The sequence below is a fragment of the Kitasatospora sp. MAP5-34 genome, assembly GCF_029894335.1.
In the GTDB taxonomy this organism is placed as follows: Bacteria; Actinomycetota; Actinomycetes; order Streptomycetales; family Streptomycetaceae; genus Kitasatospora.
The window spans coordinates 15,543-39,381 of record NZ_JARXZC010000013.1; the positions used below are offsets into that span (position 1 = coordinate 15,543).

20 protein-coding genes are annotated in these 23,839 nt (G+C 71.4%); 7 read left to right on the forward strand and 13 right to left on the reverse strand.

Annotated elements, in window-relative coordinates:
* The first annotated feature begins 378 nt into the window (after window positions 1–378).
* Both P3T29_RS13595 and P3T29_RS13600 read left to right on the forward strand, forming a co-directional pair.
* Window positions 379–2,244, forward strand: coding sequence for a cellulose synthase catalytic subunit (locus tag P3T29_RS13595; RefSeq protein WP_280716663.1), 1,866 nt, complete (start codon window positions 379–381; stop codon window positions 2,242–2,244).
* Window positions 2,245–2,300: 56 nt separating this feature from the next.
* Window positions 2,301–4,211 carry a galactose oxidase-like domain-containing protein gene (locus P3T29_RS13600; protein WP_280716769.1) on the forward strand — a complete coding sequence of 637 codons (1,911 nt, stop codon included), beginning with the start codon at window positions 2,301–2,303 and terminating at the stop codon, window positions 4,209–4,211.
* Between the two features lie 100 nt (window positions 4,212–4,311).
* Here P3T29_RS13600 and P3T29_RS13605 read toward each other — a convergent pair whose 3' ends face one another.
* From P3T29_RS13605 to P3T29_RS13615, 3 genes are all read right to left on the reverse strand, one after another.
* Complete coding sequence (locus P3T29_RS13605; RefSeq protein ID WP_348532827.1) at window positions 4,312–5,193, reverse strand: glycoside hydrolase family 6 protein; 882 nt, start codon at window positions 5,191–5,193, stop codon at window positions 4,312–4,314.
* Between the two features lie 165 nt (window positions 5,194–5,358).
* A complete protein-coding gene (locus tag P3T29_RS13610) occupies window positions 5,359–6,072 on the reverse strand; it encodes a uracil-DNA glycosylase (RefSeq protein ID WP_280716665.1) in 714 nt (237 codons plus the stop codon).
* A 123-nt stretch (window positions 6,073–6,195) separates the two neighbouring features.
* Window positions 6,196–6,975, reverse strand: coding sequence for an HAD-IIA family hydrolase (locus tag P3T29_RS13615; RefSeq protein ID WP_280716666.1), 780 nt, complete (start codon window positions 6,973–6,975; stop codon window positions 6,196–6,198).
* Between the two features lie 232 nt (window positions 6,976–7,207).
* Between P3T29_RS13615 and P3T29_RS13620 the strand changes: the two genes are divergently transcribed.
* The 3 genes from P3T29_RS13620 (at window position 7,208) to P3T29_RS13630 (ending at window position 9,423) form a co-directional block, all read left to right on the forward strand.
* A complete protein-coding gene (locus tag P3T29_RS13620; RefSeq protein WP_280716667.1) occupies window positions 7,208–8,284 on the forward strand; it encodes a Gfo/Idh/MocA family oxidoreductase in 1,077 nt (358 codons plus the stop codon).
* A 78-nt stretch (window positions 8,285–8,362) separates the two neighbouring features.
* Complete coding sequence (locus P3T29_RS13625; protein ID WP_280716668.1) at window positions 8,363–8,656, forward strand: DUF6412 domain-containing protein; 294 nt, start codon at window positions 8,363–8,365, stop codon at window positions 8,654–8,656.
* Between the two features lie 77 nt (window positions 8,657–8,733).
* Entirely contained in the window at window positions 8,734–9,423 is a 690-nt protein-coding gene (locus tag P3T29_RS13630) for a YidC/Oxa1 family membrane protein insertase (RefSeq protein WP_280716669.1), read from the forward strand.
* Window positions 9,424–9,549: 126 nt separating this feature from the next.
* Here P3T29_RS13630 and P3T29_RS13635 read toward each other — a convergent pair whose 3' ends face one another.
* From P3T29_RS13635 to P3T29_RS13665, 7 genes are all read right to left on the reverse strand, one after another.
* Window positions 9,550–10,590 carry an adenosine deaminase gene (locus tag P3T29_RS13635; RefSeq protein WP_280716670.1) on the reverse strand — a complete coding sequence of 347 codons (1,041 nt, stop codon included), beginning with the start codon at window positions 10,588–10,590 and terminating at the stop codon, window positions 9,550–9,552.
* A gap of 121 nt (window positions 10,591–10,711) precedes the next feature.
* Complete coding sequence (locus P3T29_RS13640) at window positions 10,712–12,007, reverse strand: DUF445 family protein (RefSeq protein ID WP_280716671.1); 1,296 nt, start codon at window positions 12,005–12,007, stop codon at window positions 10,712–10,714.
* Window positions 12,004–13,353, reverse strand: a complete 1,350-nt coding sequence (locus P3T29_RS13645) for a nucleotide sugar dehydrogenase (protein ID WP_280716672.1) — start codon at window positions 13,351–13,353, stop codon at window positions 12,004–12,006. The genes P3T29_RS13640 and P3T29_RS13645 overlap by 4 nt, the downstream gene beginning before the upstream one ends.
* A 54-nt stretch (window positions 13,354–13,407) precedes the next feature.
* Complete coding sequence (locus P3T29_RS13650) at window positions 13,408–14,598, reverse strand: glycosyltransferase (RefSeq protein ID WP_280716673.1); 1,191 nt, start codon at window positions 14,596–14,598, stop codon at window positions 13,408–13,410.
* Window positions 14,599–14,677: 79 nt separating this feature from the next.
* Complete coding sequence (locus tag P3T29_RS13655) at window positions 14,678–15,637, reverse strand: ATP-binding cassette domain-containing protein (protein ID WP_280716674.1); 960 nt, start codon at window positions 15,635–15,637, stop codon at window positions 14,678–14,680.
* 25 nt (window positions 15,638–15,662) lie between these two features.
* Window positions 15,663–16,550 carry an ABC-2 family transporter protein gene (locus P3T29_RS13660; RefSeq protein WP_280716675.1) on the reverse strand — a complete coding sequence of 296 codons (888 nt, stop codon included), beginning with the start codon at window positions 16,548–16,550 and terminating at the stop codon, window positions 15,663–15,665.
* On the reverse strand, window positions 16,543–17,394 hold the full coding sequence (locus tag P3T29_RS13665) for an ABC-2 family transporter protein (protein ID WP_280716676.1): 852 nt from the start codon (window positions 17,392–17,394) through the stop codon (window positions 16,543–16,545). The genes P3T29_RS13660 and P3T29_RS13665 overlap by 8 nt, the downstream gene beginning before the upstream one ends.
* A gap of 352 nt (window positions 17,395–17,746) precedes the next feature.
* On the opposite strand from P3T29_RS13665, the gene P3T29_RS13670 reads away from it, so the two are divergent.
* Window positions 17,747–20,011 carry a transglycosylase domain-containing protein gene (locus tag P3T29_RS13670; protein ID WP_280716677.1) on the forward strand — a complete coding sequence of 755 codons (2,265 nt, stop codon included), beginning with the start codon at window positions 17,747–17,749 and terminating at the stop codon, window positions 20,009–20,011.
* Between the two features lie 87 nt (window positions 20,012–20,098).
* Here the strand turns inward: P3T29_RS13670 and P3T29_RS13675 are convergent, their stop codons facing one another.
* The gene (locus P3T29_RS13675) at window positions 20,099–21,367 is read right to left on the reverse strand and encodes a cysteine desulfurase (protein ID WP_348532828.1); all 1,269 of its coding nucleotides are present in this window, start codon (window positions 21,365–21,367) and stop codon (window positions 20,099–20,101) included.
* A 205-nt stretch (window positions 21,368–21,572) separates the two neighbouring features.
* Window positions 21,573–22,991 (reverse strand): family 2B encapsulin nanocompartment shell protein, encoded by a 1,419-nt coding sequence (locus P3T29_RS13680; protein WP_280716679.1) that lies wholly within the window; start codon window positions 22,989–22,991, stop codon window positions 21,573–21,575.
* Between the two features lie 302 nt (window positions 22,992–23,293).
* On the opposite strand from P3T29_RS13680, the gene P3T29_RS13685 reads away from it, so the two are divergent.
* Entirely contained in the window at window positions 23,294–23,494 is a 201-nt protein-coding gene (locus tag P3T29_RS13685) for a hypothetical protein (RefSeq protein WP_280716680.1), read from the forward strand.
* Here the strand turns inward: P3T29_RS13685 and P3T29_RS13690 are convergent.
* A complete protein-coding gene (locus P3T29_RS13690) occupies window positions 23,485–23,787 on the reverse strand; it encodes a co-chaperone GroES (protein ID WP_280716770.1) in 303 nt (100 codons plus the stop codon). The two genes, P3T29_RS13685 and P3T29_RS13690, sit on opposite strands and share 10 nt — an antisense overlap.
* Between the last annotated feature and the right edge of the window lie 52 nt (window positions 23,788–23,839).

Consider the following 23,839-nt stretch of genomic DNA (forward strand, 5'->3'; position numbering starts at 1 on the left):
CGGCAGCGGCGCGGTAGCGCCTCGACAGGTGCGGTAGCGCCTCGGACGCTTACGGCCGGGCTCCCCTTCGCGGGGAGTCCGGCCGTCCGTATGTGCACTGACCGAACATCGGTTTCCCTCTCTATCAGTTATCGGTCGGCTTCCGCGCCGATTCCGCCACACATTCACCCGTCGGCCATGCCGATTCCCCGGATCGGTTGCGATCGCCCTTGCGGTTGGGGAGAGTTGGGGCACCAGGGGGATGGCCGACGCGGCCCTGCGTCGCCGTACATGCGGGGGCATGTGACGTGCATACGAGGGCCGGTTGTTCGCGGACTCCCCCAGCTCACAGGGCATCGACGGGCCGGAACGCCTCGGCCCGTGGGGGGAGTTACCGTCATGACCAGAACAGACGCGTTCGCGCGGGCGTACGACACGCAGACCGGAAGCCGGAGCGATCCCGGTCCGCCCACCCGAATATCCGGAACGTACGGGCATGATCGGAGTGAGCACCGCCACGACGCGCAGGAGCAGGACGCACGCGACCAAGGTGCTTACGACTACCGCCGGTTCAGCCGGCTGGCCGGTCCGCTCAGCACGCCGCCTCCGGCGCCGGAGGTCTACCGGGTCCGGTACCGGAAGCTGCTGAGCACCGACCCGCACCGGCTCCGGGCCGTCCTGCTGCTGGTCCTCGCGCCGCTCGTCGAGGCCACGCTGCTGGTCTGGCTGCTGCTCCCCGAGCACTGGCCGGTCCGGGTCGGTGAGACGCATCCGTGGCTGCCGGCCGGGGACAAGGTGATGATCGGGATCATCGCGCTGATCGAGGCCTTCCGCCTGCTCAACGTGGTCTCCAACGTCCACGCGACGCTGGTCGCCCGCGATCCCGTACCGGTCGTCCCGGAGAGCGGGACGCGGGTCGCCTTCCTCACCACCTGCGTGCCGGGCAAGGAGCCGGCCGAGATGGTCCGGGCCACCCTGACGGCGGCCCTCGCCGTCCGGCACGACGGACCGTACGACGTCTGGCTGCTGGACGAGGGCGACGACCCCGGAATGCGGCTGCTCTGCGCCGAGTTGGGGGTCCAGCACTTCAGCCGCGACGGCATCGCGCGCTGGAACCAGCCGCGCGGCAGCTTCCGTGCCAGGACCAAGCACGGCAACTACAACAGCTGGCTTCAGGCGTTCGGCGACGACTACGACTACTGGGTCTCGGTCGACACCGACCACGTCCCCTCGCCGGACTTCTGCGAGCGGATGCTCGGCTACTTCCGCGACCCGGACGTCGCCTTCGTGGTCGGCCCGCAGGTCTACGGCAACTACGGCTCGTCGGGATCGACCGTCACCAAGTTCGCCGAGAGCCAGCAGTTCCTGTTCCACGCGCTCGTCCAACGGGCCGGAAACCGGTACGGCGCACCGATGTTCGTCGGCACCAACAACGCCGTCCGGATCAGGGCACTGCAGTCCATCGGCGGCCTGTACGACTCGATCACCGAGGACATGGCGACCGGGCTGGAGTTCCACCGCCGCCGCAACCCGCTCACCGGCGAGCGCTGGAAGTCCGTCTACACCCCGGACGTGCTGGCCGTCGGCGAGGGCCCGTCCTCCTGGACGGACTTCTTCTCCCAGCAGCTGCGCTGGAGCCGGGGCACCTACGAGACCGTGCTCACCCAGTTCTGGCGGGCCGCCTGGCGGCTGTCGCCGGGCCGGCTGCTCAACTACGCGCTGCTGGTGTGCTTCTACCCGACGGCCGGGCTCACCTGGCTGCTCGGTGGCCTGTCCAGCGTGCTCTACCTCGGCTTCGGGGCGTCGGGGGTGCACGTCTCCTCGGAGATCTGGATGATGCTCTACAGCGACGCCGCCGCGCTCCAGGTGCTGCTCTACACCTGGAACCGCAAACACAACGTGAGCCCGCACGAGCCGGCCGGCTCCTCCGGGGTGGCGGGCATGGTGATGTCCGCGCTCTGCGGGCCGATCTACGCCGCCTCGCTCGTCCAGGCCGTGCTGCGGCGCCGGAGCCGCTTCGTCGTGACGCCCAAGGGCGACTCGGCCAGCCCGGACCGGCTCGCCACCTTCCGGATCCACCTGTGCTGGGCGCTGGTCTTCGGCGGCGCGCTGACCGCCTCGGTCTTCACCGGCAACGGCCATGTGGCGATGCGCTCCTGGGCCTGCGTCGCGCTGTTCTTCAGCATCCTGCCGCCGCTCCTGCGCGCGGCCGACACCATCCGCCACCGCCGCGCCGTCGCGCCGACCAAGGGGGTCACCCGATGAAGGTCCGCCTCAAGGCCGGTAACGCCGGTCGGAGCGCCCGCACCCGCCGCTTCGCGATGGGCAGCACCATCGCGCTGGTGGTGGCGAGTATGAACGCCCCGGCCGTGCTCGGCTTCGCGGGGAGCCAGTACCACCACTACGTGATCAACCAGGCCGGCTACAAGGCCCAGTACGGTCACTGGCAGACCGTCAACTTCCCCACCGAGTTCCGGATCAACGCGATCCACGCCACACTGCTCCGCACCGGGAAGATCCTGATCATCGCCGGGTCCGGCAACGACCAGAACAGCTTCGACGCCGGTACCTTCAAGAGCCTGCTCTGGGACCCGGTGAAGTACACCTACAAGCTCGTCCCCACGCCCAAGGACATGTTCTGCGGCGGGCACACCTCGCTGCCCGACGGACAGGTCCTGGTCGCCGGCGGGACGCTGCGCTACGAGGCGCTGGACGGCGCGGTCAAGAAGGCCGCCGGCACCATGCGGGTCCGCAACGAGAACCCGGACGCCCCGCGCACCTTCCCCAAGGGCACCACCTTCACCGCCCCGGACGGCCGCGAGTACCTCAGCACCGCCGACGTCACCGTGCCCGCCGCGACCAAGACCGTCATCACCGACCCGGCGACGGGGGCGCGCAAGGTCACCGTCACCGCCGGCGAGCAGCACGTCTTCGCCGAGGCGGTCGCCGCCGGCACCGCGTACGTCGACCAGAACCCGGCCCAGTACACCGTCAAGGGCCTGACCGGCGCCGATGCCCGGAACCTCTACGGCATGAGCGACAAGATGACGCTCGACAAGCAGGACTTCCAAGGCACCCGCAGCGCCTACGAGTTCAACCCGGACACCGAGAGTTACGAGCAGGTGCCGGACATGACGTACGCCCGCTGGTACCCGACGCTCACCGGGCTGGGCAACGGCAACGTGGTCACCGTCTCCGGGCTGGACGACACCGGGCAGATCCTCACCGGCAACGACAACGAACTGTTCGACCCGGCCACCAGGACGTGGTCCAAGGCACCGGACCACTACTTCCCGACCTACCCGTCGCTCTTCCTGACGGCAGCCGGCAAGCTCTTCTACTCCGGCTCCAACGCGGGCTACGGCCCGGCCGACAAGGGCCGCACCCCGGGCCTGTGGGACCTGAAGGACGACAGCTTCCAGGTGGTCGGCGGGCTGAGCGACCCGGACCAGCTGGAGACCTCCTCGTCCGTGCTGCTGCCGCCCGCCCAGGCGCAGAAGGTGATGGTGCTGGGCGGCGGCGGGGTCGGCGAGTCCCCGGCCTCCACCGCCCGCACCGGCATCGCCGACCTGACGGCCGCACAGCCGGTCTTCACCCCCGGGCCGGACCTGCCTGCGGGCGGCACCCGCTACCTCAACAGCGTGATCCTCCCCGACGACACCGTCTTCACCACGGGCGGCTCCAGCGACTACCGGGGCAAGCACCGCAGCGACCTGCTCAAGGCGCAGACCTACCACCCGGACACCAACAGCTTCACCGTCGCCGCCGCGCCGACGGTCGGCCGGGACTACCACTCGGAGGCACTGCTGCTGCCCGACGGCCGGGTCGTGGTGCTCGGCTCCAACCCGCTCTTCGCCGACAAGGCCGACACCGAACCGGCCACCTTCGAGCAGCGGATCGAGATCTACACACCCCCGTACCTCTTCCACGGCGACCGCCCGCAGATCACGGCCGCCCCCGACGCCGCCGGCCTCGGCAACACCATCACGGTCGCCTCCCCGCACCCCGAGGCCATCACCACCGCCAAGCTGATCAGGCCCAGTTCGGTCACCCACGCCACCGACGTCGAACAGCGATCGGTCGCCCTCACCATCACCACCCGAACCACCGGCGGCCTCAGCCTCACCCTGCCCACCAACCCCAGCCTGCTCCCCCCGGGCTGGTACATGCTCTTCGCCACCGACCCCAACGGGACGCCCTCGGTGGCCCACTGGATCCAGGTGAGTGGCTAACCACAAAGGGCGCGGGGCTCTGTCTGATCACCTGCGGGCGCGAACCGGAAGCCCACAACCCGCACCCTCCCACTCAGGGCACTGGCTCACGCCCCTGCTCTCAGCCGCCTGCAAGGCCCACCGCATAGGCGGGCCAGAACTGGCCCGCCGGGGACTCGCCCCGGCCGCAGTCGCCGTCGGACTCGCCCGGGTTCTTGACCCACAGGTACGCGTCCACACCCGGTCGGCCCGTTGCCGTGGTCGGCGGCTCGCCCAGGGCCCGGCCGACGGGGTTGCACCAATCCTTGTCGCCCAGGGGGCCGTTGCCGTTGCGGCTGGTGTCGATCACGAAGTGCTTACCGCCGAGCGCCGCCGATATCCGGGCCCCGAAGTCCGAACTCTGCTCGGTGGTGTAGAAGTTGGACACGTTGACGGCGAAGCCGTCGGCCTGCTCCACGCCGGACCTGCGCAGCGCCTCGGCCAGCTGCCCCGGGTCCTTGACCCACCCGGCGTTGCCGGCGTCGACATACACCCGGACCTTCGGCTGCTTCTTCAACTCCTCTACGGCGTAGGCCAGTAGCCCGTACCGTTCGGTGGCGTCCGCCGGGGAGACCCCGCAGCTGTCCAGCGTGTGGGCGACGGCGTCCGGCTCCAGGACGACCCAGGCGGCCCGGTCCGCCAGCCCGGCGGCGACCTGGTCGACCCACGCCCGGTAGGCCGGACCGTCGGCCGCACCGCCCGCCGAGTACTGGCCGCAGTCGCGGTGCGGGATGTCGTACGCGACCAGCAGCGCCGTCCGCCCGGCGGCCGTTGCGCGTGCGGTCAGGTCCTGCACCTTGGCCCGGGCGTCCGCTCCGGCCAGCCAGAGCGCGGCCGGCTGGTCGGCGATCCGGGCCAGTGCGGCCGCCTCGGTACCCTTCAGCTGCGTCAACTGCCGTGCGGCGGACGCCTGGTCGTTGACGTAGAAGACCTGGCCGACAGGCTGGGCCAGCCCCGGTGCCACGACAGGAGCCCGCGACTCTCCGCACCCGGCCATCGACCCGACCGTTATGGCGGCCAACGCCACCCCACGCCACCACCGGTGCACGAAACCCGCCCCCCAAGCCCCCAGCCGTCACGACCGGCCCCCAGCTTCGCACAGCGAGGGCCGACCGCAACGGGTAAGCGGTCAGGCGGACTTGAGGTCCGGCACCCGCCAGTCGATCGGCTCGTTGCCGAAGCCTTCGAGCGCCTCGTTGATCTGCGAGAACGGGCGGCTGCCGAAGAACAGCTTGGCGGAGAGCGGCGACGGGTGCGCGCCCTGCACGACCACGTGCCGGGTGGTGTCGATCAGCGGCAGCTTCTTCTTCGCGTAGTTGCCCCAGAGCACGAAGACGCAGGGCTCCTCGCGGTCGCTGACCGCCTTGATCACCGCGTCGGTGAACTTCTCCCAGCCCTTGCCCTTGTGCGAATTCGCCTCGTGCGCGCGGACCGTGAGCACCGCATTCAGCAGCAGCACGCCCTGCTCGGCCCAGTGCATCAGGTAGCCGTTGTCGGGCGCGGGGACGCCGAGGTCGGTGTTCAGTTCCTTGAACATGTTCCGCAGCGACGGCGGGGTCTTCACCCCCGGCAGCACCGAGAAGCTCATGCCGTGCGCCTGGCCGTTGTCGTGGTACGGGTCCTGGCCCAGCACCAGCACGCGGACACCCTGGTACGGCGTCGCCGCCAGCGCGGAGAACTCCTGCCCGCTCGGCGGGAACACCTCGTGCTCGGCCCGCTGGGCCGCCACGAAGGCCGCCAGCTCGGCGAAGTACGGCTTCTCCAACTCGCCTGCCAGCACCTCGCGCCAGGACTCCGGCACCTCGAACTCGGCGCCCACGGCCACCTCTGCCACATCCGTCACGACTTCAACCTCTCACGCACGTCCGCTTTCCACCCCGAACGCTACACAGCCCCACCGACAACGCACCGGCCCCGCCCGCCCCGATCGGTGAAGATCAGGTAGCGGGCGGGGCCGGTGAGGAGATCAAACGAGCTCGATCAGGTCCGCGATGGACTTGACCACCCGGGTCGGCCGGTACGGGTAACGCTCGACGTCCGCCGCGTCCGTCAGACCGGTGAGCACCAGGATGGTCTCCATACCGGCCTCCATGCCGGCGACGATGTCGGTGTCCATCCGGTCGCCGATCATGACGGCGGTCTCCGAGTGGGCGCCCGCGCTGTTCAGGGCCTCACGCATCATCAGCGGGTTGGGCTTGCCGACGAAGTACGGGTCGACACCCGTCGCCTTGGTGATCAGCGCCGCGACCGAGCCGGTGGCCGGCAGCACGCCCTCCGGCGACGGGCCGGTCTCGTCCGGGTTGGTGCAGATGAAACGCGCACCCGCGTTGATCAGGCGGATCGCCTTGGTCAGCGCCTCGAAGCTGTAGGTACGGGTCTCGCCGAGCACCACGTAGTCCGGGTTGTTGTCGGTCAGCACGTAACCGGCCTGGTAGAGCGCGGTGGTGAGCCCGGCCTCGCCGATGACGTACGCGGTGCCGCCGGGGCGCTGGCCCTTGAGGAACTTGGCGGTGGCGAGCGCGGAGGTCCAGATCCGCTCCTCCGGCACGTTCAGGCCCATGCCGGCGAGGCGGGCGCTGAGGTCGCGGGGGGTGTAGATGGAGTTGTTGGTCAGAACCAGGAACGGCTTGCCGGACTCCTGCAGACGGCGGAGGAACTCCTCCGCGCCGGGGATCGGCGTGCCCTCGTGGATGAGGACCCCGTCCATGTCGGTCAGCCAGGACTCGATGGGCTTACGGTCTGCCACGTGCGTCTCTCCCGAAGTGCGGTGATCCGAAGTCGTGCGGTGATCGAACTGAAACCTGCTGCCCCGACGGCCTCAGCCTATTCCGCACACCTGCCCGACGGCACCACGTCCCGCCCACCGGACGCGGCTGCTCCGCCTCTCGACACGCTCGCCGAAGGCGCGCACCGACACGCGCACCCACGCCGCCGACGCGCGCCGATCCGTCCTGACGGCTCGTGATTGAGTGGGTGGCATGAGTACCGCGCCCCGCCCCCCGTTCCGCGTCGGCCTGGTGGGCTACGGCCTGGCCGGCTCCGCCTTCCACGCCCCGCTGATCGCCGCCACCCCCGGCCTGCGGCTGGACGCGGTGGTCACCGCCAACCCCGACCGCCGCGCGCAGCTGCGCGACGAGCACCCGGACGCCCGCGCGCTGGACACCCCGGAACAGCTGCTCGCGGAGGCCGACAGCCTCGACCTGGTCGTGATCGCCTCCCCCAACCGCACCCACGTCCCGCTCGCCCGGGCCGCGCTCGCCGCCGGGCTCGCCACCGTGGTGGACAAGCCGCTGGCCGCGACGGCGGCCGAGGCCCGTGGCCTCTGCGAGCTGGCGGAGCGCACCGGCACGATGCTCTCGGTCTTCCAGAACCGCCGCTGGGACGGCGACTTCCTGACCGCCCGCCGACTGGTCAACGAAGGCGCGCTCGGGCGGGTGCACCGCTTCGAGTCCCGCTTCGAACGGTTCCGCCCGAAGCCCAAGGCGGGCTGGCGCGAGCTGGCCGACCCGGCGGAGGTCGGCGGCACGCTGTACGACCTGGGCAGCCACCTGGTCGACCAGGCGCTCACCCTCTTCGGCCCGGTCGAGTCGGTCTACGCGGAGGTCGACGTCCGCCGCGACGGGGCGGTGGTCGACGACGACGCCTTCATCGCGCTCACCCACGCCTCGGGCGTCCGCTCGCACCTGTGGACCAGCGCCCTGACCGCGCTGGGCGGGCCCCGCCTGCGCGTCCTCGGCGACTCGGCCGGCTACGTCAAGTACGGCATGGACCCGCAGGAGGCCGACCTCCGAGCCGGCCGCCGCCCGGACGACGGCACCCCGTGGGGCACCGAGCCCCCCTCCGCGTACGGCACCCTCGGCACCGACGAGCAGTCCGCCCCGACCCCGACCGCCCCCGGCGACTACCCCGCCTACTACGCGGGCATCGCCCACTCCCTGGCCACCGGCACCCCGCCCCCGGTCGACCCGCGCGACGCCGTCGCCACCCTCACCGTCCTCGAAGCCGCCCGGGGCTCTGCCGCGACCAGCACCAGCACCATCGTCCACCTCACCTGAGCAATCCCCTACCGGCTCGGCCGGTGGAGCACGTACGATCGGCTGGACCGTCCGAACCCGGCCCCGAGGAGGTACGCCGTGCCGCTGCTCGCCTCGCTGCTCGGGCTGCTCCGGGTGCTGACGGGCGACGTGCTGCTCGGGCCCGCCGGGCTGACCGCCGTCGCCGCTGCCGCGACCTTGGTGCTGCTGGCGGGCGTGGTCGCGGGCACGCTCGCGGCGGCCCGGGTGCTCGGGGCGCGGGCCCCGGTCTTCGTGCGGGACGGAGTGCTGCGCAGACGCGCGTTCCGGACCGCCTTCCTCCCGCAACGTGATCCGGACGCCCGGGGCCGTCGTCGCCCCAGGGCTCCGGGTGCGGCCCTGACGGCCGCCTGACCTTCGGAGTCTGAACCCGTACGCGGCCGTCCTCCGCCGAAATCTCTGCCACGAGACCCCGGAGGGCTCGCATCACCATGTCCGTCTTCGCCCTGCTCGACCCCGCCGTCCACCTGGCGCACGACGCCGTGTCGGCCATCGCCCAGCTGCTCCCGACCGCCCTCGCGATCGTGCTCTTCACGGTCTGCGTACGGCTGGCCCTGCACCCGCTCGCCCGCGCCTCCGCGCGCGGCGAGAAGACCCGCCTGCGGCTGGCCCCGCAGGTCGCCGAGCTGAACCGCAAGCACAAGGGCCGGCCGGAGCAGCTGCAGACCGCGCTCTCCGAGCTCTACCGCGCCGAGCAGTCCTCGCCGCTGGCGGGCTGCCTGCCGATGCTGATCCAGGTCCCGTTCTTCTCGGTGATGTACCGCCTCTTCACCACCCCGAACGACCTGCTCGGCCACACCGTGCTCGGCGTCCCGCTCGGCCTGCACGTCGGCTCCGCCCACGGCCCGGCCCAGCTGCTGATCTTCGGGCTGCTGTACACGGCACTCGCGGCCGTCGGCTACGCGAGCTTCCGCCGCGCCCGGAAGGCGACCGCCACCGCACCCACCCCGACCCCGGGCGCGGCCTTCCTGCCGTACCTGTCCTTCGGCACGGTGCTGTTCGCGGCCCTCGTCCCGCTCGCGGCCGGGCTCTACCTGCTCACCACCACCGCCTGGACGGCCGCCGAACGCGCCTGGCTGCACCGCGGCGCGCCGGTGGCGGCGCTTGCCGTCGCGGCGTAGCGGTAACCGATCAGCCATGGCCGAGGGGCGCGAGGGACTGAGCGAGATCGGAAGGCAACGGCCTGTGCCTTCCCACGTCGCGCAGTTCCCCGCGCCCCTTTCCGTCGCTGACCGGTTGCCCGAAGGTCAGCCCTTGTCCCAGCCGGCCAGGTAGGTGTCGATCTCGGCGGCGAGGCGGGCCTTGCCCGGGGTGTCGAGGAAGGATGCCTCGACGGCGTTCTTGGCGAGGCCGGCGACGCCGGTCTCGTCGAGGTCGAGGAGGCGGGCGGCGACGGCGTACTCGGTGTTGAGGTCGGTGCCGAACATCGGCGGGTCGTCGCTGTTGATGGTGACGAGCAGGCCCGCGTCGACCATCTGCTTGAGCGGGTGCTCCTCGATCCGCTCCACCACCCGGGTGGCGAGGTTGGAGGTCGGGCAGACCTCCAGCGGGATGCGGTGCTCGCCCAGCCAGTCCATCAGCGACGGGTCCTTGACGGACTGCGTGCCGTGGCCGATCCGCTCGGCGCCGAGCACCCGCAGGGCGTCCCAGACCGTCTCCGGGCCGGTGCTCTCACCAGCGTGCGGGACGCTGTGCAGGCCGGCCGCCCGGGCCCGGTCGAAGTACGGCTTGAACTGCGGGCGGGGCACGCCGATCTCCGGCCCGCCGAGCCCGAAGCTGACCAGGCCCTCCGGCGCGAGGTCGACGGCGAGGCGGGCGGTCTCCTCGGCGGCCGCCAGCCCGGCCTCGCCGGGGATGTCGAAGCACCAGCGCAGCACGACCCCGAGGTCCTTCTCGGCGGACTTACGGGCGTCCTCGATCGCCTCCATGAACGCGACGTCCGGGATGCCCCGGCTGACCGACGAGTACGGGGTGATCGTCAGCTCGGCGTACCGGATCTGCTGGCGGGCCATGTCCTCGGCGACGCCGTAGGTGAGGGCGCGGACGTCCTCGGCGTCGCGGATCAGGTCGACCACGCTCAGGTAGACCTCGATGAAGTGCGCGAAGTCGGTGAAGGTGAAGTACTCGGCGAGCGCGGCCGGGTCCGTCGGTACCTTCGACTGCCCCCGGTGCCGGGCGGCGAGTTCGGCGACCACCCGGGGGGAGGCCGAGCCGACGTGGTGGACGTGCAGCTCGGCCTTGGGCAGGCCGGCGATGAAAGCCTCGATACCGTTCTTACCTTCGGACACGCCACTGCTCCCTGCTCGAATTGCACTGACTTGGCATCATTCCACGCCCCGGGACGACCTGAGGCCGATCGGCGGCCAGCCAGCCACAACAGGGGCCCCGGTTGCCCACTGGCGGAGCCTCCTACGCACCGAACGCCACGGCCACCGTGTGGATCAGCAGCCCGGCGAGCGCGCCCACCACCGTGCCGTTGATCCGGATGAACTGCAGGTCGCGCCCGACATTGGCCTCGATCTTGCGCGAGGCGTCGTCGGCGTCCCAGCCGGCCACGGTCTCGGAGATCAGCGCGGTGATCTCCTCGCGGTAGGTCTCCACCACGTACTGGGCGGCGTCCTGCAGCCAGCCGTCCGTCTTGGCCTGCAACTTGGCGTCGGTGGCCAGCCGCCGACCGAACGTCCGCAGGCCGTCCCGGAGGCGGCGGCGCAGCTCGCTGTCCTCGTCCTCGGCGGCCGTCACCACCAGCGAGCGGACGGCCGCCCAGGAGGAGGCGATCAGGTCCTGCACCTCGCGGCGGGCGAGCAGCTCCGCCTTGGCGCGCTCGACGCGGGCGATGGTCTCCGGGTCCTGCTGGAGTTCGGTGGCGAAGTCGGCGAGGAAGTCGTCGATCGCGCCCCGGGCGGCGTGCTGCGGGTCGTCCCGGATGTCGGTGACGAAGCGCATCAGCTCCTTGTAGACCCGCTCGCCGACCTGGTGGTCGAGGAACTTCGGCGTCCAGCCGGGGGTCTTCTCGGTGACCCGGTGGACGACCTCCTCGTGGTTGTCGGTCAGCCAGTCGTGGACGCGGACGGCGACCAGGTCGACCACGCCGTGGTGCCCGCCGTCGGCGACCACCTTGCCGAGCAACCGTCCGGCCGGCTCGGCGACGGAGGTGGCGGCGGCCCGCCGGGTGACGGCCTCGCTGACCACCGCCTGGACGTCCTCGTCGCGCAGCACCGCCAGCACCCCGCGCAGCGCGGCGGCGGCCTCGGTGGTGACCCGGTCGGCGTTTCCGGGCGCGGCGAGCCACTCACCGAGCCGCCGGGCGATGCCGATCCTGGCGAGCCGGCCGCGTACGACGGAGGCGGAGAGGAAGTTGTCGCCGACGAAGTCGCCGAGCGACTTGCCGAAGGCGTCCTTCTTGGTCGGGATGATCGCGGTGTGCGGGATCGGCAGCCCGAGCGGGCGCCGGAACAGCGCGGTGACGGCGAACCAGTCCGCCAGCGCACCGACCATCCCCGCCTCGGCGGCCGCCGCGACGTACCCGGCCCAGGAGCCGACACCCGAGGCGTCGGCCCAGCTCGCCAGGGCGAAGACGACGGTCGCGAAGGCCAGCAGCCCGGTCGCGATCCGCTTCATCCGCCGGACGCCCCGGCGCTTCTCCTCGTCGGCTGCGGTGAAACTCACCCCGCCGACCGGTCCGACTTTCTCATCAACGCTCACCCGGACAGTCTGCCCCGAGGCGGGGGCAACCCCTCAGGGGCGCGAGGATCTGCTCCCTGACTCCCGCCACCGAGGACCAGACGCCGGACGCCCGTCCACTTCGCGGGGTCCGTCACCCGCCGCCCGTCGAGCAGCACCCGGACGCCCGGGAAGTCCGCCGCCGCGAGCTCGCGGTACTCCGGGTGGTCGGCCTGGACCACCAGCGCCTGGACCGGCTCACCCCGGTACGGCGGCAGGCCGAGCGCGGTGAGCTCGGCCTCCTCGTACAGCGGGTCGCTGACGTACGGCTGCGCCCCGGCCGCCCGCAGCACCTCGACCAGCGGGAAGACGCCGGAGTACGCGGTCTCCTTCACCCCGCCCCGGTACGCCGCGCCGAGCACCCGCACGCCGACCCCGGCCAGCGTGCCGAGCGCGCCCGCCAGCATCCCGACGGCGTACGCGGGGACGGTCTCGTTGGCCTCCCGGGCCGCGCGGACGACGGTCGCGTGCGGGTCGTTCCAGAGGTAGAGCCTGGGGTAGACGGGGATGCAGTGGCCGCCGACCGCGATGCCGGGGCGGTGCAGGTGGCTGAACGGCTGCGAGTTGCACGCGTCGATGACCTGGGCCAGGTCGACGCCGCAGCGGTCGGCGAACCGGGCGAACTGGTTCACCAGGGCGATGTTGACGTCCCGGTAGGTGGTCTCGGCGAGCTTGGCGAACTCCGCCGCCTCGGCCGTGCCGAGGTCCCAGACACCGTTGCCGCGCGCCAGGTCCGGGCGCGGGTCGAAGTCGAGGACGGCCCGGTAGAAGTCGGCGCCCTGCCGGGACGAGCGCGCGTCGACGCCGCCGACCAGCTTGGGGTAGCGGCGCAGGTCGGCGAAGACCCGTCCGGTGCGGACGCGTTCGGGGCTGAACACCAGGCCGAAGTCCCGCCCGGCCACCAGCCCCGAGCCCGCCTCCAGCCGGCCCGCCCAGCGGCGCCGGGTGGTGCCGACGGGCAGGGTGGTCTCGTAACTGACCAGCACGCCCTGGCGCAGCCCGGCCGCGACGGCGTCGGTGGCGGAGTCCAGCAGCGAGAAGTCCGGCACGCCGTCGGCGTCCGTGACCAGCGGGACGACCAGCACCACGGCGTCGACGCCGTCGACGGCCTCCGCCGTGTCGGTGCTCGCCCGCAGCAGGCCGCCCGCGACCACCTCCTTGAGCCGCTCCGCGAGCTCCGCCTCGCGCGGGAAGGGCGGACGGCCCTCGTTCACGGCCCGCACCACCTCCGGGGAGATGTCCGCACCGGTGACGCGATGTCCCTTCCCGGCGAACTGCACCGCCAGCGGCAGCCCGAGCTTGCCGAGGCCGACCACACAGATGTCCATCGTGCTCTTCTCTCTCCCACGTACGGCGGTTCGGCGGTTCGGCGGTTCGGCGCTTCAGCGCTTCAGGGGTTCAGGGGTTCGGCGGCTCGCCGGCCGCCCGTCCGCCCGCCCGCGTCGGGGCTGGGCGGGCAGGGCCACCTCGCCGGAGAGCGCGAACAGCCGGTCCGGCAGGCCCAACCGGCGGTTGCGGAAGGCCGGGTACCCGGCGTACTCGTGCCCCTCGCGCCGCAGCACCGGGGGTCGGCCGTTGGCGGCCTCGTACTCGATCAGCCCGCACAGGGCGCTCAGCCGCCCGCGCGCGGCCAGCACCAGCCGGAGCCGGTCGGGCACCGGCAGTGTGAGCACCAGCGCGGGGTGGCAGTAGGCGCGGACCAGCCGCCCGACGCCCGCGCAGACCTGCCGCTGGGTCGGCCGGTCCAGGGCCAGGAAGTCGCCCTGGAGCAACTGCGGTACCTCCCAGCCGAAGTGGCGGCTGCGGATGGCGTCCCGCTGCGGGCCCGGCTCGGTGAGCCGCTCCACCACCTGCTGGATCGCCCCGATGCCGCGCAGCCGGTCCAGCGGCCCGGCGCGGTGGGTGACGTTGCTGCGGTCCTGACGGAGCACCAGGTGGTAGTAGTCGTAGTCGGCGAGCACCGAGATCCGCCGGGCCCGCAGCAGGGCCTCCAGTGTGAACGGCTGGTCGGAGTGGACGGGAAGGTTCTCCAGCCTGCGCAGCCCGTACCGGGTGAGCAGCTCCCGGCGGAAGAGCTTGGTGTCGGCGAGCGACCAGGCGAGGGCCGAGTCGGTGAAGCCGACCTCGGCGGCGGTCCGGTCGAAGATGCCCTGCGGGACCATCCGCCCGTTCTCGCCGACCTGCTTGGGCAGCACCACGTCCGCGTCCCACCGGTCGGCGGCCCGGACCAGCCGCTGCAGCGCCTCGGGCGCCAGCCAGTCGTCGGCGCCGAGGTAGAGCACGTACCGGCCCCGGGCCTCGGCCGTCCCCACGTTGGTGGGGGCGGCCGGGCCACCGGAGTTGGCCTGGTGCCGGAGCCGGAACAGGCCGGGGTGCAGCGCCGCGAAGCGGTGCAGCTCGGCGCCGCTGCCGTCCGTGGACCCGTCGTCGACGGCGACCACCTCCATCCGCTCCGGCCCGATGCTCTGGTCCACGAGCGAGTCCAGGCAGGCGGTCAGGTACGGCATGGTGTTGTAGACGGCGATCACGACGCTGACATCGGGTACGCCCTGCTCAAGCCCTCGCAGAGTCACGAGGTGACAACTTCACTTGCGTCGGTTCAGTTACGGGCGCGGCGGTCACGGGCGCGGCGGTCACGGGCGTTGGGCCGCACTATCCGATGGCGACCTCCGCGTACATCCGCGCGATGACGTCCTCGATCGCGGGTTCCCGGACGGACAGGTCGACCAGCGGGTAGCGGGCGGCCACGGCGGCGACGATCGGTGCGGCGCTGTCCTGGGCGGGGAAGGCCAGCCACTGGCGCGGGCCCTCGACCTTCACCACCCTCGCACCGGGGACGGCGATCGCGGGGCAGGCCTCGGCGAGGTCCACGACCAGGGTGCGTTCGCTCTCCCCGGCGGCGTGCAGCCCGCCCAGGCCGCCGTCGTAGACCACCCGTCCGTGGTCGATCACCATCACCCGGCCGCAGAGCTGCTCGATGTCGGTCAGGTCGTGGGTGGTGAGCAGCACGGTGGTGCCCTGCTCGGTGTTGACCTCGCGCAGGAACTCCCGGACGCGCCCCTTGCTCACCACGTCGAGCCCGATGGTCGGCTCGTCCAGGTAGAGCACCTGCGGGTCGTGCAGCAGCGCCGCCGCGAGGTCACCCCGCATCCGCTGGCCGAGCGAGAGCTGCCGGACGGGGGTGTCCAACAGGGCTCCCAGGTCGAGGAGTTCGACACAGCGGGCGAGATTGGCGCGGTAGCGGGCGTCCGGGATGCGGTAGATCCGGCGGGCGAGTTCGTACGAGTCGCGCAGCGGCAGGTCCCACCAGAGGGTGGTGCGCTGGCCGAAGACCACCCCGATCCGCTGGGCGAGCCGGGTGCGCTCACGGGCCGGGTCGACGCCCGCGACGCGGAGGCGTCCGCTGCTGGGGACGAGGATGCCGGTGAGCATCTTGATGGTGGTGGACTTGCCCGCGCCGTTCGGGCCGATGTAGCCGACGCACTCCCCCGCGCCGATCTCGAAGGTCAGCCCGTCCACCGCCCGGACCTCGCATTTCTCCCGGCGCAGCCTCCCGGCCTTGGTGCGGATGGTGAAGCTGCGGCGGACGTCGTCCAGTTCGATGAGTGCCATGGTGGTTTCTCCGATGCGAGAGGGGTCAGCTGCCGGTGCCGCGGTACGCCCGCAGCCCGGCCCGCCAGGCGTACCCGGCGGCGAGCACGCAGAGCGCGGCGGCGAGCGGCGAGGCGTACTGGAAGGCGGTGGGCAGGCCGAGCGGGTCGGGCTTGCCGAGGATGTGCAGGGCGGGCAGCCAGTTGACGAACGCCAGCGGCACGCCGAAGACGACCCCGGCGACGAGTTCCTTGGCGAAGACCGTCGGCGGGTAGTGCAGCAGGGTCGCGCCGCCGTAGGTGAAGGAGTTCTGCAGCTCCTTGGCCTCGCCCCACCAGAACTGCAGGGTGGCGCCGCCGATGAAGACGGCGGAGAAGATCACCGTCCCGCTGATCAGCAACACGGGCACCAGCAGCACCCGGTCGGCCGTCCAGTGGACCTGGACCGCGCCCAGCGACCAGACCAGGACGGCCACCGCCTGGACGGGCCGGCCGAGCCGGCGCAGCGAGAAGCGTTCCGCGCAGAGCTGGGCGAGCGCGGGTGCGGGGCGGATCAGCACGGTGTCGAGGGTGCCGCTGCGGATGCGGTCGCCGAGCGCGTCGATGCTGCCGACGAAGAGGTTGGCCATGCCGAGGGCGAAGGCGGAAGTGCCGTACAGGAAGCCGAGTTCGGGCAGGGTCCAGCCGCCGAGCTGGTGGGTGTGCTGGAACATCAGCACCACGACCACGAAGTCGAGCGAGGTGGTGGCGAGGTTGGCAATCAGCATCAGGACGAAGGAGGCGCGGTAGGACATGATCGCGCGGGTCCACATGCCAGCGATCAGCAGCCACGACCGCACCGACCAACGGACCCGGGCTCGGAGCGTCTCGGTCGCGAGGGTCTCGGTCGCGAGGGTCTGGGTTGCGAGGGTCTGGGTTGCGATCGTCTCAGCCACCCTGGACCACCACCTTCCGGGTGGCGAGCAGCTGCGCCGCCCGTCCGGCGGCGAGCAGGACGACCGCCCAGACGATCTGGAAGGCGAGCCCGGTCAGCAGCGCGCCGCCGGTGCGGCGCTCCAGGAAGACGTCCGTCGGGACCTGGATCAGCGCGGCCCAGGGCAGGACGGGCGCGATCCGGCCGAGCAGGCCGGGGAAGAGGCTGATCGGCAGCAGCATCCCGGAGAAGAACATCGCCACCACGAGCATCACGGACCGGATGCCCTCGGAGTCGTGCAGCCAGAAGCCGGTGAGCGAGACCAGGAAGCGCAGCCCGAAGCTGACCACGACCGCCAGCAGCACGGAGACCAGGAAGGCCATCCAGACGTACGGGCTGTGCGGCAGGTGGGTGTGGAAGACCAGCACGCCCGCGAGGGTGGGCACGACGCCCCGGGCGAGCAGGTGGTAGCCGGCCCGGCCGAGGTCGGTGGCCAGCCACCAGCCCTGGAAGTCCACCGGGCGGTAGAGGTCGACGGCGATGTCGCCGGTGCGGAACCGCTCCTGGACGTCGTCCTGGAAGCCGCCGCCCCAGACGGCGACGGTGACCAGCAGCGACTGGCTGATCCAGATGTAGGTGACGGCCTGTGAGGTGTCGTAGCCGCCGAGGCCGGGCCTGGCCTGCCAGAGGGCCAGGAAGGTGTAGGCCAGGATGAAGCCGAAGACGGTGTTGGTGAAGGCACCAGCGAAGGTCGCCGCTCGGTAGGTGGAGTAGCGGCGGAAGGCGCCCTGGGCGACGGCGAGATACAGCCTTGCCGTCGCCCAGGAATCCCGCCAGTGCGGTTCGATCTGCGGCATTGCCGCCATATTGTCTCCTTATCGACTTATTGCACGACACTTCTGAGCACTTCCGGGTGCACACCTCCGGGCCGCAATGTCGGACGGTTCGTCAGACGGCTTGTCGGAAAGCTTGTCGGACGGTATGTCAGACAGTGCCCGGGCAGCGCCGATCGCCTCCGACCGACGGACCCCGGGGGTGCGGGGGCTGCGGGCGGAGCTCAGTGCTCCTGGTGCGCTATGCGGTTGTCGTGCGCCGTGCGAGTGTCGTGCGCTGTGCGGTTGTCACCTTTCACCGTAGCGCCGCCCCGCACTTGGCGCAGCCGGTTTTTCGCTGCCCCAGAAGCGGCCTATTCCGTTCCGAGCCGCACATAATCACCCCATGAGCCAGCAGCCGCCGGACCGGCAGCCCGCCAGCGGGCGCACACCACCCCCCGACGCCCTGGAGTCGGAGGACCGCGCCGAAGGCTCCGGCCGCGACCGCACCAGACGCGCGGCCCGCAAGGCCCGCCGCCGCGCGATGCCCTGGTGGCGCCGGGCCGTCCCGAGCTGGCGGATGCTGGTCGGCGGGCTGCTCGGGCTGTTACTGCTCGGCCTGGCCGCGTTCGTGACGCTCTATCTGATCGTCCCGGTACCCGACGCGAACGCCCACGCCGTCGCCCAGAGCAACGTCTACTACTACTCGGACGGCACCACCGAACTGGCCCGCACCGGCTCGGTCAACCGCGAGGACGTCCCGATCGGCCAGATCCCGGCGGACACCCAGCACGCCGCCGTCTCCGCCGAGGACCGCACCTTCTACCAGAACAAGGGCGTCGACCTGAAGGGCATGGCCCGCGCCGCCTTCAACAGCGCCACCGGAAAGGGCCTCCAGGGCGGATCGACGATCACCCAGCAGTACGTCAAGAACTACTACCTGACCCAGGACCAGACCTACAGCCGCAAGCTCAAGGAGCTGTTCATCGCTCTCAAGGTCGACCAGCAGGAGAGCAAGGACGACATCCTGGCCGGCTACCTCAACACCAGCTACTTCGGCCGCAACGCGTACGGCATCCAGACCGCCGCCAACGCGTACTACGGCGTGGACGTCTCGAAGCTGGACACCGCCCAAAGTGCCTACCTGGCCGCCCTGTTGCAGGCCCCCAGCGCGTACGACGTGAAGACCGCCACACCCGCCAACCGGGACAAGGCCGTCGCCCGCTGGAACTACGTCCTCGACGGGATGGTCTCGCTCGGCTTCCTGGACGCCACCACCCGCGCCACGCTCACCTTCCCCGAGCCGATCGACCCGCAGCCCGCCAAGGGCCTCAGCGGCCAGGCCGGCTACCTGGTCGACATCGCCGACAACTACCTCACCACCACGACCGGCCTGCTGGACCCGGCGGCCCTGAAGGCCGGCGGCTGGAAGATCACCACCACGTTCGACAAGCCCAGGCAGGACGCCTTCGTCGCGGCGGTGCAGCAAGAACTCACCTCCGAGCTGGACCCGGCCGCCCGCCCGAAGAGCGACACCGACGTCCGTGTCTCCGGAGCCTCCGTCGAACCCGGCACCGGCCGGATCGTCGCCGTCTACGGCGGCCCGGACTACGCCACCCAGCCGTACAACGACGCGGTCCGCCAGGACAACCAGGTCGGCTCCACCTTCAAACCGGTCGATCTGGCGGCCGGCCTCGAAGGCGACCACACCACCCAGGACGGCCGCCCGATCACCACCGGGACGATCTACGACGGCACGAGCGGCCGCTCGGTGGCCGGCGGCCCCGGACGGTACGCGCCACCGAACGAGGACGGCGTCAACTACGGCAGTATCACACTGCGTTACGCGATGATGAAGTCGGTCAACTCGGTGTACGCCCAGGAGGGCGTGGACGCGGGCCTCGGCAACGTCCGGCAGACCGCGATCAGGCTCGGCTTCCCGGACGGCACCCCCGGCCTGGACCCGGCGAACGCCTCGATGACCCTCGGCGCCGCGACACCCAGCGCCCTCAACCTGGCCGCCGCGTACGCCACCCTGGCCAACCACGGCCAGGCGTACGCGCCTTGGGCCGTACTGAAGCTGGAGAAGCCGGGCGACTCCGACATCCCCGCCCTGCCCGCGCACCCGGCCACGAACGCGATCAGCCGTGGTACGGCGGACGCCGTCACCGACGTCCTCGAGGACGCCGTCAGCCCGACCGGAACCGGCGCCGCCGCGCTGCGCCTGAACCGCCCCGCCGCCGGCAAGACCGGCACCACCGACGGCAACCTGTCCGCCTGGTTCGCCGGCTACACCCCCGAACTCACCACCGTGGTGGGCCTGTTCCGCGAGAACCCGCAGACCCACGCCAAGGAACCGCTGGCCGGCACCGCCGGCTACTCCCGGATCAACGGCGGCGCCTTCCCCACCGCCATCTGGACGGCCTACATGCGCGCCGCCCTGACCGGCACACCCGTCCAGACCTTCGACCTCCAGCCGAGCAGCAACAACACCCAGCCAACACCGACACCGACACTCTCCCCGACGCCAACACCGGCGCTAACGCTCTCCCCGACGCCGACCCTCTCCCCGACGCCATCGTCATCGCCATCGAGCACGCCTTCACCCTCCCTCGCGAGTAGTACCCCCACCAGCTCCCCGAGCACGGCCACCCCATCGGCATCGGGGTAACCAATAGGGGCGCGGGGAACTGCGCGAAACCGGAAGGCAACAACCCGCACCCTCCCGCCTCGCCCAGCCCCTCGCGCCCCGGCGTAGCTACCGCGCCTGCGCGCCCTGCGCACCCTGCACGGCCTGCAGCGCAGCGACCAACGCATCCACGTCCTGCACCGTGTTGTACAGCGCCAGCGAAGCCCGCACCGCAGCCTGCAGCCCGAACGCCGCCAGCGCCGGCTGCGCGCAGTGATGCCCGGCCCGTACCGCGATGCCCTGCTGGTCGAGTGCCCCGGCCACCGCCATCGGGTCCGTCCCGACGAGCAGGAAGGTCAGCGCCCCGATCTTCCCCGGCGCGTTACCGATCAGCTGCAGCCCGGGGACCGTCGCCAGCGCCCCCATCGCGTACGCGGTGAGCTGATCCTCGTACGCGGTGGCGGCCTCCCGGTCCAGCCCGGCGAGGTACTGGAGGGCCGCCCGCAGTCCGGCGACCCCGGCGATGTGGCCGGTGCCCGCCTCGAGCCGGTGCGGGATCGGGGCGTACGTGGTCTCCCCGAAACTCACCGAGTCGATCATGTTGCCGCCGCCCTGCCACGGGGGCATCGCCTCCAGCAGCTCACGCTTGCCGAAGAGCACGCCGATCCCGGTCGGGGCGAAGATCTTGTGCCCCGAGAAGGCGTAGAAGTCGGCGTCCAGCGCGGTGACGTCCACCGGGAAGTGGGCCACCGCCTGCGCGCCGTCGACCAGCACCTTCGCGCCGTACCGGTGGGCGAGGGCGGTCATCTCGGCCACCGGCGGGACTGTCCCGAGCACGTTGGAGGCGTGCGTCAGCGCGACCATCTTCGTCCGGGAGCCGAGCAGGTCCCGGTACGCGTCCTGGTCGAGCTGCCCGTCCGGGAGCAGCGGGATCGGGCGGATCCTCGCCCGCCGCTCCTCGGCGATCAGCTGCCAGGGCACCAGGTTGGAGTGGTGCTCGGCCGCCGAGACCAGGATCTCGTCCCCCACCCCGAGGTTCGCCCGGCCCCAGCTCTGCGCCACCAGGTTGACGGCCTCGGTCGTCCCCCGGACGAAGACGATCTCGCCCTGGTCCGGGGTACCGAGCAACTCGGCCGCCGCCTGACGGCCCTCCTCGTACACCTGGGTGGCCTGCTTTGCCAGGCTGTGCGCCCCCCGGTGGACGTTGGAGGTCTCCATCGCGTAGTGCTCGGCGACCGCCTCGACCACCTGGCGGGGCTTGAGCGTGGTGGCGCCGTTGTCCAGCCAGACCAGCGGGCGGCCGTTCACCTCCCGGTGCAGCTGCGGGAAGTCCCGCCGGACGGCCTCGACGTCGAACCCGCTCGGCGGCGCCGACGGTGGAGCCGCGGGCGGCGTCACCGTGGGGGCCGTGGCCGTGCTGGCCGTTGGAGCCGGCGGAGTCGTGGCCGGGGGCGCTGCGGCGGCCGGTTGCTGCTGTTGCGGCAGCCAGTACCGGGGGGCACCGCCCGCATGGGCGAGCGCTGCGGGCAGCGGCCCGGGGCCCGACGCCAAACCGACTGGCACGGCGGCGAGTTGACCTGCCCCGGCGCTACGTCCGAATCCGTCAGGAGTAGTCATAGTAGTTCGACACCTCGACGTTCTGGAGCACCGCGATCGCGTCGTCCACCAGCGCGGCGGTCGAGAAGTAACTCGTCACCAGGTACGAGGTGATGGCGTGGTGGTCGACCCCCATCGCCTTCACCGACATGCCCGGCTCCACCTCGTCCGGCACCTTCGCCGGGCGCAGGCCCACCACGCCCTGCTCGGCCTCGCCGACCCGCATCAGCAGGATGTTGGTCGTCCCGGGCGTCGAGTTGCCCGAGCCCTTGAGGTCCAGCTTGTCGGAGGGCAGCAGCGGCACCCCGCGCCAGGTCAGGAACGGGCTGCCGAAGAGCTCCACGATCTGCGGCGGCACCCCACGCCGGGTGCACTCGCGCCCGAACGCGGCGATCGCCCGGGGGTGCGCCAGGAAGAACGCGGGCTGCTTCCAGACCCGGGCGAGCAGCTCGTCCATGTCGTCCGGCGTCGGCGCGCCCTTACGGGTGCGCACCCGCTGGCCGGGCACGACGTTGTTGAGCAACCCGTACTCGGCGTTGTTGAGCATCTCCCACTCCTGGCGCTCGCGCAGCGCCTCCTGGGTCAGCCGCAGCTGCGCCTGGACCTGGTCGATCGAGGAGTTGTAGATGTCGGAGACCCGGGTGTGCACCTTCAGTACGGTCTGCGCGATGCTCAGCTCGTACTCGCGCGGGCTCTCCTCGTAGTCCACGAAGGTCTGCGGCAGCTTGGTCTCGCCGGTGTGGCCGGAGGTCAGGTTGATCGGGTGCTCGCGGTCGGCCGGGCCCTGGCCGTCGGCGGCGTACGCATCCAGCTGGGCGCGCAACGCGGGCTCACGGTCGGCCAGTTCGGTGAGCATCCGCCGGTCGAGCGAGAGCACCGTACACGGCGTGGACGCCTTGACCTGGTACGGCATCGGCTCGCCGCGCACCCAGGCGCCGACGTCGAAGAAGTCCCCGTCGCCGAGCACGGCGAGCAGCGCGTCCTCGCCGTACTGACCCGTGGCACGCTTCTCGGCGCGGCCGAGCGCGATGATGTGCAGCTGCCCGGCCGGGGCACCGGCGTCGGCGATGACCTCACCGATCCCGACCTCACGCTGCACGAAGCCACCGGCGAGGGCGTTCAGCAGCGGGCTCTCCAGCTCGCTCAGGAAGCCGATCTCGCGGAGATCCTCGGCGATCACCCGGGCGGCACCGCTGCCGTCGGCGTAGGTGCTGATCAGCCCGTCACCGAGGATGAACCCCCGCCGGCGGTTGACCCGGTACACACCGGCCTCCAGGTCCACCCAGGGCAGTGCACGCAGCAGGTAGCGGGGGGTGATCCCGAGCATCTGCGGTGCGGTCTTGGTGGTGGTGGCCAGGTTCCTCGCGGTGGAGGTACTGAGGCTCTGCGGGTTCTGCTGGTTCTGCTGCACGGTCTCGGTGGTCATAGCTGTTCCTGGTCCTCGTCCTTGGTCCGGATAGCTGATTGGACGTCAGATCACGTACGAGGGACGGGAGATCCGTCCGCCGTACGTTCGCCAGGAAGATTGTTACGGCACTATTGAGTTGGCGTGGGCATGTTCGATTACACCGATTTGTTCCGGTGCGCAACATCGGGAACGCGCTCCGTGAAACTCAGTCAAAAGTGTGAGTCGAGCCATAAGTCACAGTGATGCGTTCGAAAGCCACCATTGGGAACAGCCCCGAACAGCCCTCGCTCCCCGCCCCCCGACAGCGCTACCGTCGGCCCATGACCAAGCCCCGCCCCGACTCCGGCGTCCGCCGGATCACGCTCGAACTGCCGACCGATCTCGTCGAATGGCTCCGGGACTTCGCCGAGATCTCCCACCGGACCGTGGAGGACGTGGTCCGACCTCTCATCGAGGCCGAACAGGCCCGCCACCCCTGGGACACCCCACCACGTCCCACCCTCGGGGAACCTCAGAGGTAGAGCCCCGTCGAGCCCTCCGCGTCACCGAAGCGCATCCCCGCGACCGCGTGCAGGTCGCGCTCGCGCAGCAGGATGTACGTCGCGCCGCGCACCTCGACCTCCAGCTTGTCCTCCGGGTCGTACAGCACCCGGTCGCCGGGCTCCACCGACCTGACACTCTGGCCCACGGCTACGGCTTCCGCCCACGCGCATCTCTTACTCAGCTCGGCGGTCGCCGGGATGAGGATGCCGCCGGTCGAGCGGCGTTCACCCTCGCTGCCCTCGGTCTTCACCAGGACCCGATCGTGCAGCATCTTGATCGGCAGCTTCGCGCCCAGCCGGTCGTGGCGCGGTGCGTCGTACTGA

Coding starts and splice junctions, on each gene's coding strand:
- P3T29_RS13665 (WP_280716676.1), bottom strand. CDS start 17,394: ATGGCGGCAATGCCGCAGATCGAACCGCACTGGCGGGATTCCTGGGCG.
- P3T29_RS13630 (WP_280716669.1), top strand. CDS start 8,734: ATGTCCGTCTTCGCCCTGCTCGACCCCGCCGTCCACCTGGCGCACGAC.
- P3T29_RS13595 (WP_280716663.1), top strand. CDS start 379: ATGACCAGAACAGACGCGTTCGCGCGGGCGTACGACACGCAGACCGGA.
- P3T29_RS13645 (WP_280716672.1), bottom strand. CDS start 13,353: ATGGACATCTGTGTGGTCGGCCTCGGCAAGCTCGGGCTGCCGCTGGCG.
- P3T29_RS13600 (WP_280716769.1), top strand. CDS start 2,301: ATGGGCAGCACCATCGCGCTGGTGGTGGCGAGTATGAACGCCCCGGCC.
- P3T29_RS13680 (WP_280716679.1), bottom strand. CDS start 22,991: ATGACCACCGAGACCGTGCAGCAGAACCAGCAGAACCCGCAGAGCCTC.
- P3T29_RS13670 (WP_280716677.1), top strand. CDS start 17,747: ATGAGCCAGCAGCCGCCGGACCGGCAGCCCGCCAGCGGGCGCACACCA.
- P3T29_RS13685 (WP_280716680.1), top strand. CDS start 23,294: ATGACCAAGCCCCGCCCCGACTCCGGCGTCCGCCGGATCACGCTCGAA.
- P3T29_RS13690 (WP_280716770.1), bottom strand. CDS start 23,787: ATGCTGCACGATCGGGTCCTGGTGAAGACCGAGGGCAGCGAGGGTGAA.
- P3T29_RS13620 (WP_280716667.1), top strand. CDS start 7,208: ATGAGTACCGCGCCCCGCCCCCCGTTCCGCGTCGGCCTGGTGGGCTAC.
- P3T29_RS13655 (WP_280716674.1), bottom strand. CDS start 15,637: ATGGCACTCATCGAACTGGACGACGTCCGCCGCAGCTTCACCATCCGC.